The 12,904-nt window shown below is 64.0% G+C and carries 14 protein-coding genes; 9 read left to right on the plus strand and 5 right to left on the minus strand.

Translation table 11 applies throughout. The annotated features are described in order from the left end of the window. Positions 1–5: 5 nt before the first annotated feature. On the plus strand, positions 6–512 hold the full coding sequence (locus ACTHLA_RS08590; RefSeq protein ID WP_440187381.1) for a hypothetical protein: 507 nt from the start codon (positions 6–8) through the stop codon (positions 510–512). A 231-nt stretch (positions 513–743) separates the two neighbouring features. On the opposite strand, the gene ACTHLA_RS08595 is transcribed toward ACTHLA_RS08590, so the two are convergent. Genes ACTHLA_RS08595 through ACTHLA_RS08610 form a run of 4 tightly spaced genes read right to left on the minus strand, consistent with a single transcriptional unit; the run spans position 744 to position 4,982 of the window. Further along, positions 744–1,862, minus strand: coding sequence for a PA0069 family radical SAM protein (locus ACTHLA_RS08595; RefSeq protein ID WP_440187384.1), 1,119 nt, complete (start codon positions 1,860–1,862; stop codon positions 744–746). Positions 1,863–1,906: 44 nt separating this feature from the next. Then, positions 1,907–2,854 (minus strand): hypothetical protein, encoded by a 948-nt coding sequence (locus ACTHLA_RS08600; RefSeq protein ID WP_440187387.1) that lies wholly within the window; start codon positions 2,852–2,854, stop codon positions 1,907–1,909. Positions 2,855–2,857: 3 nt separating this feature from the next. Continuing rightward, on the minus strand, positions 2,858–3,838 hold the full coding sequence (locus tag ACTHLA_RS08605; protein WP_440187390.1) for a glycosyltransferase family 2 protein: 981 nt from the start codon (positions 3,836–3,838) through the stop codon (positions 2,858–2,860). Then, positions 3,828–4,982: a GNAT family N-acetyltransferase gene (locus ACTHLA_RS08610; RefSeq protein WP_440187393.1), complete on the minus strand. Its 1,155-nt coding sequence runs from the start codon at positions 4,980–4,982 to the stop codon at positions 3,828–3,830. Before ACTHLA_RS08610 ends, ACTHLA_RS08605 begins: the two co-directional genes overlap by 11 nt. Positions 4,983–5,208: 226 nt before the next feature. On the opposite strand from ACTHLA_RS08610, the gene ACTHLA_RS08615 reads away from it, so the two are divergent. From ACTHLA_RS08615 to argF, 7 genes are all read left to right on the plus strand, one after another. Continuing rightward, on the plus strand, positions 5,209–5,637 hold the full coding sequence (locus tag ACTHLA_RS08615; protein ID WP_440187396.1) for a hypothetical protein: 429 nt from the start codon (positions 5,209–5,211) through the stop codon (positions 5,635–5,637). Then, positions 5,637–5,825, plus strand: a complete 189-nt coding sequence (locus ACTHLA_RS08620) for a hypothetical protein (protein WP_440187399.1) — start codon at positions 5,637–5,639, stop codon at positions 5,823–5,825. Before ACTHLA_RS08615 ends, ACTHLA_RS08620 begins: the two co-directional genes overlap by 1 nt. Further along, positions 5,822–6,013, plus strand: a complete 192-nt coding sequence (locus ACTHLA_RS08625) for a helix-turn-helix transcriptional regulator (protein ID WP_440187402.1) — start codon at positions 5,822–5,824, stop codon at positions 6,011–6,013. The genes ACTHLA_RS08620 and ACTHLA_RS08625 overlap by 4 nt, the downstream gene beginning before the upstream one ends. A gap of 2 nt (positions 6,014–6,015) precedes the next feature. Next, positions 6,016–6,918 (plus strand): TraB/GumN family protein, encoded by a 903-nt coding sequence (locus ACTHLA_RS08630; RefSeq protein WP_440187405.1) that lies wholly within the window; start codon positions 6,016–6,018, stop codon positions 6,916–6,918. A gap of 116 nt (positions 6,919–7,034) precedes the next feature. After that, a complete protein-coding gene (locus ACTHLA_RS08635) occupies positions 7,035–7,238 on the plus strand; it encodes a hypothetical protein (protein WP_440187408.1) in 204 nt (67 codons plus the stop codon). Between the two features lie 148 nt (positions 7,239–7,386). After that, a complete protein-coding gene (locus tag ACTHLA_RS08640; protein WP_440187411.1) occupies positions 7,387–8,589 on the plus strand; it encodes an aspartate aminotransferase family protein in 1,203 nt (400 codons plus the stop codon). Continuing rightward, entirely contained in the window at positions 8,589–9,512 is a 924-nt protein-coding gene (gene argF / locus ACTHLA_RS08645) for an ornithine carbamoyltransferase (protein WP_440187414.1), read from the plus strand. The genes ACTHLA_RS08640 and argF overlap by 1 nt, the downstream gene beginning before the upstream one ends. 54 nt (positions 9,513–9,566) lie before the next feature. Here the strand turns inward: argF and ACTHLA_RS08650 are convergent, their stop codons facing one another. Then, a complete protein-coding gene (locus tag ACTHLA_RS08650; protein WP_440187417.1) occupies positions 9,567–9,917 on the minus strand; it encodes a VOC family protein in 351 nt (116 codons plus the stop codon). Between the two features lie 275 nt (positions 9,918–10,192). Between ACTHLA_RS08650 and acnA the strand changes: the two genes are divergently transcribed. Continuing rightward, the gene (gene acnA, locus ACTHLA_RS08655) at positions 10,193–12,877 is read left to right on the plus strand and encodes an aconitate hydratase AcnA (protein WP_440187420.1); all 2,685 of its coding nucleotides are present in this window, start codon (positions 10,193–10,195) and stop codon (positions 12,875–12,877) included. The last annotated feature ends 27 nt before the right edge of the window (positions 12,878–12,904 follow it).

Below are 12,904 nucleotides of genomic sequence, written 5' to 3' on the forward strand. Positions count from 1 at the left end.
TCCCCATGTCATCGGATGCGCGCACAGATCAGCCCCACCTGACGCCGGAACAAAGGCGCGAGATGCTGCGCGCCTTCGCCGACCGGATGCTGGTGAAAATTTCGGCGATGAACGATCCCGAAGACCTGCCCGGCGTCGAGCGCGCCGTGCGTGTGGCGGCGGTGATCGAGCGGCTCTACAGCCGCTGCGACCGCGCCGAGCAGCAGACCCCCGATCCGCGCCAGCTTCAGATCGAACGCGCCAAACGCGAAAGCGCAGCCTTCAAGGCCAAGTCCGCTCTGGCCTGGGATCTGTACCACGAACCCCCGCTGCGCAAACAATTGGGCCCGTGGTGGACCGCAGCCGAAACGGTCGTGGCGGCGCCCGCCGTGGCCCCGGAGACGACCGTCACGCCGCCGGTCACACCGGCAAAGGCGGGTGGTGTCCGCAAAGCCCATCACACCGAAACAAAGCAGGCCGCGCCGAAAACCCTCCCGGCGAAAGTCCAAAAAACTCCCCTTCCGCCGCCCTGATCTTCTTCCCTTCTCCCCTCACGAGGGGAGAGGGCGAGGATAGGCGGTTGCACGGCCCGTCAGAACAAACTCAACTGACGATCGCCGCCCGCGCTCAAGAAGCGAAGCGTTAGCGCAAAGGTAAAAGCGGCGGCTGCGCGCTCTGTCAGAACAGACTCAACTGCCGGTCGCCGCCCGCGCTCAAGAAGCGAAGCGTTAGCGCATAGGTAAAAGCGGCGGCTGCGCGCTCTGTCAGAACAGGCTCAATTGACGGTCGCCGCCGCGAAATTGCGAATAGTCCCCGCCGCGCACCGTCTTGTCGAGGCCGAGCTTCTTCACCGCCAGTCTGAACCGGCTCTGCAACAGGTCGGCGTGCTGACCCACGCCCTTCATGCGCTCGCCAAAGGCGGCGTTATAGAGCTTGCCGCCGCGCATCTGGCGGACGCGGTTCAGCACCTTGTCGGCGCTGCCCGGCGCGTGTTCGCGCAGCCATTGCTCGAACAGATCCTTGATCTCATGCGGCAGGCGGATCACCGTCATGCCCGCGCGTTTCGCGCCCGCCTCGGCGGCGGCGGTCAGGATCGCCTCCAGCTCATGATCGGTCAGGCCCGGAATCATCGGCGCGGCCAGCACGGAAACCGGAATCCCCGCTTCGCTGAGGCCGCGAATCGCGTCGATGCGCCGCATCGGCGTGGCCGCGCGCGGCTCCATAACGCGCGCCAGATCGCGGTCCAGCGTCGTCACCGACAGGCTGGCCGAAAACAGCCCAAGCGCCGCCATCGGCGCCAATATATCGAGATCACGCAGGATCAGGGCCGACTTGGTGACGATATGCACCGGATGGCGGAACTCATACAGCACCTCCAGCAGCCGCCGCGTCAAAAGCTCGGTCTTCTCGGTCGGCTGATAGGCGTCGGTATTGATGCCCAGCATCATCGGACCGGGCCTGTAACCCGGCGCGCTCAGTTCGCGACGCAACAAGTCCGGCGCGTCGGGCTTGCGGAAGATGCGCGTCTCGAAATCCAGCCCCGGCGACAGGTCGAGATAGGCGTGGGTTGGACGCGCAAAGCAATAGATGCAGCCATGCTCGCACCCCTTGTACGGATTGATCGAGCGGTCGAAACCGATATCGGGCGAGGTGTTGCGCGAGATAATGCTGCGCGCCGAATCGACGCCAAGAATCGTCTTACGCCGCGCTTTCGCCCAGTCATCGCGTTCATGGTCGCTCCAGCCATCGTCGATCTCATAACGGTCGGCATTGCCAAAGCGGTGGCTGGGTCTGTTAGACACAGAACCCCGCCCCTTGCGCGCCACATCGGGCAGGGCGTCGTCTTCGGTTCTGGGCGCAAAAGGATCGCGGCGGATGGACATGCGCCCACCTTGCCATAAGAACAAAAAGAGAACAAATACTTTTTTTAAGCGGCGGTCTTGGGTTGCGCTGGCGGCGTGACGCCCGCATCGAACACCGGAACGCCGGGACGCGCCGGATCGAGCGAAAAGCTGGGGCGCAGCGGGCTCTTATGGCCGCGATAGCCGCCCGCCAGCTTGACCAGCCGCGCAAAAACGACTTTGAACGGCTCCAGCAACTTCGGCGAACGCGCCATCGACGGATTGAGCCCGAACCAGCGTCGCAGCAGACCGTTGGCGTACAGCACATTGGCCTTCCAGATGGCGGCGGGCGTCATGAACTCGATGGACAGGGAGACGTTCATCATGCCGTGATTGACGATGCGGTGCGGCGCGTTCTGCTCCCAGGTCATCATCTCACCGGGCTTGAGATCGTGGATCAGCGCCTCGGCGTCACAGGCCGGATCATAGGGCAGTTGCTCGTCGCTTTCGCGCAAGGCGACGCCCTCGCGATGCCGGTCGGACACGCAACTATCCTTGGGCGGATAGAGGTAGAGCCGCTTGACGCCGCGCACCTGCCACAGCATGACCAGCGGAATGTCGAGATGATAGAAGACATGCGCGTTCGGCGACGAGATCAACAGGCCCAAATCCTGCTTGAGCGTCGCGACACCGGCCTCCGTCTTGATGTCCGCGAACATGGCTTCGCACAGGGCCGCGATCGCGGCGTCGGCGTGGTTGACCTTGCGCAGGTTCAGCCACAGACGCCCCGCCTTGACGCCCTCCAGCAGGGCGCGCCCGTCCAGTTCGCCGCGTCGGCCGAAATACCACTCGCCCCAATTGGCCGGGTCGTAGCCCATGGTGAACACTTCCAGCCGCTCGCGCGGATAGCGGTCGATCAGCGCGATCAGCGCCTCATCGGTAAACAAGTCGCTCTTGTCGAGGTCGTGGCGGAACAACAGGTTCTCGCGCGAAAACCCAGCCCTGTGCTCGGGCGTCCAATGCAGCAAAGCCATGACTTATCGGCCTTTCGGTTTCTTTTTGAGCAGGGCCGCGCCGTAAAATCCGATCTTGAACGGCGGGAACCACAAAACTTTTCCGGCGCCGCGCGCCGCCTTATCGAGCCTGCGCGCCGCGCCGCGATGTCGGATGAGGGCCAGAGCGCCGCCCCACAGGCCGAACAGGATAAATTGAGCCAGCCCCTGCGCCATCCAGGCCGCCGCCGTAAACGGCTTGCCCGTCTTGGCGGCGGTATAGGACGGCCCCTGCCCGAAGGCGAAGGCGCGCAGCAGCGTATAGGACAGCTTCGCGCGCGCAGGCGGCACGTCCTCATAGACAAAGGCGTCCGCCGCCCAGGCGATGCGCGCGCCGCTCGTCATCAGGCTGTGGAACAACTGGTCGTCCTCGCCGCCCATCTGGTTATGCGCGACCGAGAAAGGCGCGCGGTCCTTCGGCAGGCTGGCGCGGCGGATCAGGCTGTTGCCGCAGCCGTAATAGCTGTTCAGAAGCTGCGCCTGGTCCGGCCCGAAGCGCGAGAAGAAGGCCTCGACATAGCCGTCATGCGCATCGTCCGGCACCGGCAGGCGCGCCTTGACCGGCCCGAACACCACATCGGCGTCGAACTGCTTTTGCGCGGCCATCAGGCCGTCCAGCCAACCGTCCGGCGCTTCCTCATCGTCGTCGAGAAAGGCGATAAAGTCCGCCGTACACGCCGCCACCGCCGTATTGCGCGCATTGGCGACGCCGGTTGCGGGCTCGTGCAGATAGACGACCTGCATCGGCGCCGTCGCTGCGAATCCGGCGACCGCCTGACGCGCCGAAGCTTCCGGGCTGTTGTCACAGACGATGACGCTCAGTCCGGCGACGCGCTGCCGTGCGAGCGAGCGCAGCGCCGTCATCAGCCCCTCCGGGCGGCGGAAGGTCGGAACGATGGCGCAAATAGTGGCCGTCATCGCGGCGTCCTCCTTGGCGACCTTCATGAAACGGGCGCTATCCGGCATCGGCGCCTCCTCGCAGGCTGGCCTTGCGGCGGTCCGCATTTGCAAAGGCGTAGGCCAGACCCGACATGCGGCCTTTCATATCCAGCTCAAGGGCGGCGATCTGGTCAAGACGACGGTTCAACCGTCCATAAAGTCTCTCCGCGCGCTGGCCCAGCAGGCGCGCGCCGCCATGCGCCGCCTCCGCCACGCTTCGCCGCAGCCGCGCGGCGGCGGACGCGCCGTAAAGACGGACATGGCGAACGGGAAACTGCGTATTGCAAAAGGCGTTTTTATAATGATCCTGACCGGTCGAGAGGTCATAATGCGTCACGCCCGCCGCGCGCAGGGCTTCGGGCGCGTCGTGCAGGAAGATCTGGCCCGGCGACCAGGTCGCATAGGCCGGATCGTAGCTCGACACCCACGGATGGATGCGCGCGCCCAGACGCAGGCCATAATGGTGCAGGATCGGCGTATCGCCCGCCATCAGGGTCAGCAGAACGCCGTGCGCGCTATCCTGCGGCGCGTCCCACAGATGGTCGAGAAACCGCGCGGCCCACGGCGCGCCGAGAAAATCGTGCAGGCCGTTGTCCTGAAGCTGGCGCCGCTTCTGGGCCAGCATGGCCTGATAGCGCGTCCGGTCGCGGTCGCCGACGAGGATGCTGACCGGACCATGCGCCTCTTCAAGCCGACGGCGCAGACGGTTGATGTTCTTGACGTGCTTTTTGGGCGCCTGAATGGCGGGCGCGTCATCGCCGAGGTCGAGACCATAGGCCGTATCGGCCTCGCCGCCGCCTTCGTGGTTAAGGCCGTGCGGGTCGATCAGTCCGATGGCCTGAAACCGCTCAATGCCCGCCGCGCGCAGGGCGTCGTCAAAGCGAAAACCCGGTTCCGCGAAGCTGATCAGGGCGCTGTAATCGGCGAACGGCGCTCCGGCGGGACGCGCGAAACGCTGCGGGCGGCGATGATGGGACAGAAAGCCGACGGCGCGGCCCTTGCGGCGAAAGACGGCGACGCGCACATCGTCGCGCACGGCGGCGACGGCGGCGGCGAAGTCGCGCGTCAACAGGGGCGAGGCGAAAGCAGGCTCCGCCAACAACATTTCGTCCCAGGTCTGCGCATCGCTTTGCGACAGATCCCTCACCTTTACGACGTCACACGATAACATAATCGCCTTCTGGCACACTCAAAACCACTTTTCCCTTGCGCTGCAAGGGCCGGGCCACGTGTCTCCCATGACATAAAAGCATGAAAATCAGGTGTGCAGGCGCCGTTAACAGACGGTTACGGCGGGCGCTTCATGTCAAGTTAAAGCGATATTTTGACAAGCACGCTTGACATAAATTGCACTCTTCATGTAAAGCATCCTTGTCATTACGATAAAGGAGAGTCCCATGTCCGCAAATCCCTGGGCCTACCGTCTCGGCATTCTGGCGCTGGCGGCGTTGGGCGGCGTGATGGGCGGCACGCTGTATTACTGGTCGTCGCGTCCGCCGGTTCCGCCTTACGCCTATATTATCGAAGGTGCGCTGTTTCTGGCCCTGATCGCGGGCGTTTTCATCCTGCGCCGCCTCAAGGCCAATTGCGACGAATTCGCCGTGGCGAAAAAGCGTCTGGCTACCCAGTTCGGCTTCCAGATCGGATTCGGTCTTTACGCCGTCGTCAATCTGGCGCCGCTGCTGGCGCCGCACCTGTTCCGCGACTTTTTCTCGGGCCTTGGCAGCCCGCGCGAAGGCTTCATCATGGGGCAGGTCGCCGGCATGGCGCCGTTCGTCCTCGGCCTTTTGATCGGCCAGATCGCCGCGCAGTGGAAGTACCGCTGATGTGCGCGCTGCATGATCGCCGTGGCGGCGCGACGGCCGCCATTCTGGCGGGTTCCTCAAGCGCGATCATATCCGGTTCGCATGCAGGCGCAGCTCATCATCTGATGCTGTCGCACATCCTGCTCGCCATTGGCGTCGTTCTGCTGGTGGCCGCCGTCACCGCGCTCGCCTGGCGGAACAGGCCATGAAGAACCGCATCAAGGTGCTGCGCGCCGAACGCAACTGGTCGCAGGCGGAACTGGCCGAGCGCCTGGGCGTCTCGCGCCAGACGATCAACGCCATCGAAACCGGCAAGTACGACCCGTCCCTGCCGCTCGCCTTCAAGATCGCCGATCTGTTCAGCCTCGCCATCGAAGTCATTTTTCAACCGGAATAGTCATGTTCAAAGCCCTCGCCGCCGCCCTGCTGCTCGCCTTCGCGCCACTGTGCGCCGCGGCGGAAAACGCGCCCACCGTCACGGTCGCCCATCCTTTGTTGTGGGAGATCGACGACGGAACGGCGCACGTATATCTGTTCGGCTCGATCCACGTCATGAAGCCGGACACGATCTGGCTCAGCGACGACCTGAAGCGCCGCTTCGCCAGCGCGGATCAGGCGTGGTTCGAGGTCGCCGATCTCGACGATCAGGCCGCCGTGCAACAGCAGGCGCAAAAATACATGCTCGACCCGTCCGGTCACATGACCGAAGGCCTGACGCCGGACGAGATCAAAAGCCTCGACGCCCTGCTGGCGCCCTATGGCCTGAGTTCAACCCGGCTGATGGGTTACCGAAAATGGGCCGTCGCCCTGGTGCTCAACGTGCAGCAGATCGCCGCCGCCGGTTATAATCCGAAAACCGGCGTCGATCTGACCCTGATGCAGTCGGCGCGCGCAACGGGTAAGCCGGTGCATGGCTTCGAGACCATCGACCAGGAGATGCAGAAGCTGACCCCCGCCAACGCCGCCGAGGATATGGCCGCCCTGCGCGCCACCCTCAAAGACGCCGACAGCGCGACGAAAGACATTGCCGACCTCTTCGACGCCTGGGCCACGGGCGATGAAAAGCGCCTGACCTATTTTATGGTCGACAAGATGAAGACCGAGGAGCCGTCGCTCTATCACCGCGTCATCGTCGAACGCGACGCCGCCTGGACGCCGCAGGTCGAGCAACTGATCCGCGACCTGAAAACCAAGGGCGGCGGAACCGCCTTCGTCACGGTCGGCGTCGGCCATCTGATCGGGCCGGACAGCCTGATCGCGATGTTGCGGGCCGATGGTGTCAAAGCGACACAAGTTCACTAAGAAAACGCTTAACTACGGTAATATAAGGCCCATAAAACTCAATCTGACACACCTTTTCCGGCCCCAGCCTTGCACGGAAGGATTGCAATATCTGTCCACAGCGAGGGGGTGTCCCGATGGTTTATACGAATTTTTCCGACAAGGCTGGCGCTATGACGCAACGCGCTGCGCCATTCCAGATGGCGGTAAAAGACGTCCGCCGGGAGCTGGTCGCGCGTGAAAAGCGTCAAATACAGAGGCGCCGGATCGCGCTCGCCATCGCTATGCTCGCCGCCTTCGGGCTGGCGGCGCTGATCTGGCGGCTGTGCGCCGCCGTCTGACCTGCGTTAACGCGTCCAGGATTTCATTGACTTTCCGGCCGATTTTATACACAAGGCGCGCCTAAGCCCGACAGCTTAGGCGTTTTTTGTCTCCGCATCCGCTGATGCGGTCCTTTTCCTTTTTGTAATCAACGACAAGGATACGGCCATGGCCCCTTCTGACGATCATCTGTTCGGTGTCTATTCTCGCGCCCCCATCGCGGTGGAACGCGGCGAAGGCGTCCGACTGTATGACCGATCGGGCCGCGCCTATCTGGATTTCGTGCAGGGCATCGCCACCAATGGCTTAGGCCACGCCGCGCCGGTTCTGGTCGAAGCCCTGAAGGCGCAGGCCGAAAAGCTGTGGCACGTCTCCAACATTTTCCGCATCCCCGGTCAGGACGAACTGGCCGAGAAACTGTGTGAAAAATCCTTCGCCGACAAGGTGTTCTTCACCAATTCCGGCACCGAGGCGGTTGAGTGCGCGCTGAAGCTGACGCGCAAATACCATGCCTCGAAAGGCCAGCCGGAACGCATCGACGTGATCGGCTTTTCCGGCGCCTTTCATGGCCGCTCCTACGCCGCCGTGACCGCCGCGGGCAATGAGGCCTATCTCGACGGCTTCGGCCCGCGCCTGCCTGGCTATATCCACCTGCCGTTCGGCGATATGGACGCGGTGCGCGAAGCCGCCGCCAGCCCGACCGCCGCCGCCATCATCATCGAGCCGGTGCAGGGCGAAGGCGGCTTGCGCGACCTGCCCGCCGTCTGCCTGAAAGGCCTGCGTGAGCTGTGCGACCAGTACGGCCTGCTGCTGATCTTCGATGAGATCCAGTGCGGCATGGGCCGCACCGGCAAGCTGTGGGCCTATGAATATGCCGACATCGCCCCGGATGTCATGACCGTGGCCAAGGCGCTGGGCGGCGGCTTCCCGATCGGGGCGTGTCTGGCGACCGAGGATGCGGCGTCGGGCATGGTGGTCGGCTCGCACGGTTCGACCTTCGGCGGCAATCCGCTGGCCATGGCCGTGGGTCTGGCGGCGTTTGGCGAGATTTCGAAGCCTGAACTGCTCGACAATGTCAATCGCGTCTCCGCCTATCTGCGCCAGCAGATGGAGGGGCTGAAAGCCGCCTTCCCCGACATGATCGTCGAGGTGCGCGGCAAGGGTCTTCTGACCGGCATGAAGCTGGTTCCGAACAATCGCGAGATCATGGCGCTGGCGCGCGACAACGGCCTGCTGATCGCCGGCGGCTCGGACAATTGCGTCCGCCTGCTGCCGCCGCTCAACGTCACCGAGGCCGAGGCGCGCGAAGCCATCGGCCTGTTGGAAAAGACCTTTATCGCCGCGCGCGAAAAGCTGAAGGAGGCCGTCTGATGACCCGGCACTTTCTCGACATCTGCGACCTGACCTCGGACGAACTGCGCGTCCTTGTCGATGACGCGCACGCCCGCAAGGCCGCGCGTCAGGGCTGGCCCAAGGGCCGCGTTGACGCCGACGCCCCGGCGGAAGACCGCGTTCTGGCCATGATCTTTCAGAAGAACTCGACGCGCACGCGCTTCTCCTTCGACGCCGCCATCCGGCAACTGGGCGGCGACGCCATCATCTCGACCGCTTCGGACATGCAGCTTGGCCGCGGCGAGACGATCGAGGACACGGCGCGCGTCCTGTCGCGCATGGTGGACGCCATCATGATCCGCGCCAACGAGCACGACGACGTGCTGCGTCTGGCGCGCGCGGCGAGCGTTCCGGTGATCAACGGCCTGACCAACTTTTCGCACCCGTGCCAGATCCTCGCCGACATCCAGACCATTGAGGAGCATCGCGGGACCATTGCAGGCAAGAAGCTGGCCTGGATCAGCGACGGCAACAATATGTGCACCAGCTTCATCCATGCCGCCGCGCGCTTCGGCTTCGAGCTGGCCATAGCCTGCCCGGACGCCTATCGCCCGAACCCGCAGGCTCTGGTCTTCGCCTCGGAGTCGCGCGCTAAGGTGACGGTGACGAACGATCCGGCGGTCGCCGCCAGGGACGCCGACGTCGTGCTGGCCGACACCTGGGTGTCGATGGGCGATCTCGACCACGACGAACGCCTTGCGGCCTTCCAGCCCTATCAGGTCAACAGCGAACTGATGAAGCTGGCCAAGCCCGACGCCCTGTTCCTGCACTGCCTGCCCGCCCACCGCGGCGAGGAGGTGACGGACGAGGTGATCGACGGCCCGCAGTCGGTGATCTGGGACGAGGCGGAAAACCGCATCCACGCCCAGAAAGCCGTCATTGCCTGGTGTTTTGGCGCGTAAAAAAGCGCAAAGGCCCCTGACGGACATTACGCGACCGTAGCTTTGCGGTCCGCCCTAGTGCGCAGGCGGTTGCCACAGTTCGATGGCGTTGCCCTCCGGGTCGTGGATGCGCGCAAAGCGTCCGGTTTCGGGCGCGTCCCATTCCGGCTTGACGATCACCTCCACGCCTGAGGCGCGCAAGGATTCCAGCAACGGGTCGAGCGCATCGACGCGGAAGTTCAGCATGAACGCCTTGTCGGCGGGGAAGTAGTCGGTGTCGGCCTTGAAAGGCGCGATCAGGCTCATGCCCGCCTGCTGACTCCATATGCCGCCGACATCGACGCCGAGATGCGTCCTGTACCAGTCGCACAAAGCCGCTGGATTTTGCGCGCGGAAGAACAGACCGCCTATGCCGGTGATCGCCATGATGAAACGCCTCCTTCAGGAGCCGTCATCCTAACGCGGATGGGCGCGGCCGGAAAGAGACCGTCGGCGCAGCGTCTTCCTCGTCACTTTTTACCGCGTCTTTATCGGGCTTTTCGTGGACGAAATCGCCGCGCGGGGGTAGAAGGTTTGCGCCCGCCTTCGGGGCGTCGCTTGCGCGGCTGCAAGACCCTGTGCGTCTGCGGCTTCTCGCGCGATCCCGAATTGGCGCTTGTCATCGTGACCAGCGGGCGGGCGAACGTGAAAGGATATGGCCCATGTCGGCTATTGACAGCTACAAGACGAAATCGACCCTCGCGGTCGGCGATAAATCCTACGCCTATTATGACCTGAAAGCCGCCGAGGCGAACGGCCTCGACGGCGTCTCCCACCTGCCCTATTCGATGAAGGTGCTGCTGGAAAACCTGCTGCGCAACGAAGACGGGGTGTCGGTGTCGAAGGACGACATCGCCGCCATCGCCGCCTGGACGAAGAACAAGGGCGCGGTCGAGCACGAAATCAGCTTCCGCCCGGCGCGCGTTCTGATGCAGGACTTCACCGGCGTTCCGGCTGTGGTCGACCTCGCCGCCATGCGCGACGCCATGGTCAAGCTGGGCGCGGACCCGGCCAAGATCAACCCGCTCAACCCGGTTGACCTCGTGATCGACCACTCGGTTATGGTCGATTATTTCGGCCATCAGGACAGCTTCGAAAAGAATGTCGAGCGCGAATATGAGCGCAATATCGAGCGCTACAACTTCCTGCGCTGGGGCTCGTCCGCCTTCAACAATTTCCGCGTCGTGCCGCCGGGCACCGGCATCTGCCACCAGGTCAATCTCGAATATCTGGCCCAGACCGTTTGGACGAATGTGGCGGATGGCGGCGAAGTCGCCTATCCCGACACCGTGGTCGGCACCGATTCTCACACCACCATGATCAATGGCCTGAGCGTGCTGGGCTGGGGCGTCGGCGGCATCGAGGCCGAGGCCGCCATGCTGGGCCAGCCGATCCCGATGCTGATCCCCGAAGTGATCGGCTTCAAGCTGACCGGCCGCCTGGCCGACGACGTGACCGCCACCGACCTCGTCCTGACCATCACCCAGATGCTGCGCAAAAAGGGCGTGGTCGGCAAGTTCGTCGAATATTTCGGCGACGGCCTGCAACATATGACGCTCGAAGATCAGGCGACCATCGCCAATATGGCCCCGGAATATGGCGCGACCTGCGGCATCTTCCCGGTCTCGCAGGCGACGCTCGACTATCTCAACAAGTCGGGCCGCGCCCCTGAGCGCGTCGCTCTGGTCGAAGCCTACGCCAAGGCGCAGGGCAGGTGGTACGACCCTGAGCACACGCCGATCTTCACCGACACGCTGGAGCTGGACCTGTCGAGCGTCGAGCCGTCCCTGGCCGGCCCCAAGCGTCCGCAGGACCGCGTGCCGCTGTCGCAGGTCTCGACCGAGTTCGCCTCGGCCCTGGCCGGTGAGTTCGGCAAGGCGGGCGAAGAAGACAAGCAGGTCGCCGTCGAAGGCGCGGACTTCACCGTCGGCCACGGCGATGTCGTCATCGCCGCCATCACCTCCTGCACCAACACCTCCAATCCGAGCGTGCTGATCGCGGCGGGCCTACTGGCGAAAAAGGCGCATGAGAAGGGCCTGAGCGTCAAGCCGTGGGTCAAGACCTCGCTGGCGCCCGGCTCGCAGGTCGTCACCGACTATCTCAACGATTCCGGCCTGACCCCGCACCTCAACGCGCTCGGCTTCAATCTGGTCGGCTATGGCTGCACGACCTGCATCGGCAATTCCGGCCCCCTGCCCGACGCGATTTCGGCGGCGATCAACGCCAATGATCTGGTCGCCTCGGCGGTCCTGTCCGGCAACCGCAATTTCGAAGGCCGCGTCAGCCCCGACGTGCGCGCCAACTATCTGGCTTCGCCGCCTCTGGTCGTCGCCTATGCGCTGGCGGGCTCGACCAAGATGAACCTGCGCGAAGAACCGCTCGGTATCGGTTCGGACGGCCAGCCGGTCTTCCTCAAGGACATCTGGCCCACCAAGGCGGAGATCAAGGAATTGCAGGACCAGTTCGTCTCCAATGCCCTGTTCGACAAGCGCTATTCGGACGTCTTCAAGGGCGACGAGCACTGGCAGGCGATCAAGGTGTCCGGCGGCCAGACCTATGACTGGGATCCGGCCTCGACCTATGTCGCCAACCCGCCCTATTTCGACGGCATGACCATGACGCCGGACAAGGTGACCGACATTGTCGAAGCGCGCGTCCTGGGCATTTTCGGCGACTCGATCACCACCGACCACATCAGCCCCGCCGGCAATATCAAAAAGACCTCGCCCGCCGGGCTTTACCTGTCCGAGCATGGCGTGCCGGTGACGGAGTTCAACTCCTATGGCGCGCGCCGCGGCAATCACGAAGTCATGATGCGCGGCACCTTCGCCAATATCCGCATCCGCAACAAGATGACGCCGGAGATCGAAGGCGGGGTGACCAAGCACTTCCCGTCGGGCGACGTCATGCCGATCTATGACGCGGCCATGCGCTACAAGTCCGAAGGCCGTTCTCTGGTCATCTTCGCGGGCAAGGAATACGGCACCGGCTCGTCGCGCGACTGGGCGGCTAAGGGCACGCGCCTGCAAGGCGTGCGCGCGGTCATCGCCGAGTCGTTCGAGCGCATCCACCGCTCCAACCTGGTCGGCATGGGCGTTCTGCCCTTGCAGTTCAAGGTCGATGGCTGGTCCAAGCTGGGCCTGACCGGCGAGGAAATCGTCACCATCCGCGGTCTGGAAAACCTGCAACCGCGCGCCGAACTGATCGTCGAGCTGTTCCGCGCCTCGGACGGCAAGGTCGCGCGCTTCCCGGTGCGCTGCCGCATCGATACGCCGACCGAGCTGGAATACTACAAGAATGGCGGCGTCATGCCGTTCGTGCTGCGTAACCTGGCGCGCGCGGACTAGGCGCTTCGCCGATCACATCAAGCCCGC

The organism is Asticcacaulis sp. (assembly GCF_051956075.1).
In the GTDB taxonomy this organism is placed as follows: Bacteria; Pseudomonadota; Alphaproteobacteria; order Caulobacterales; family Caulobacteraceae; genus Asticcacaulis.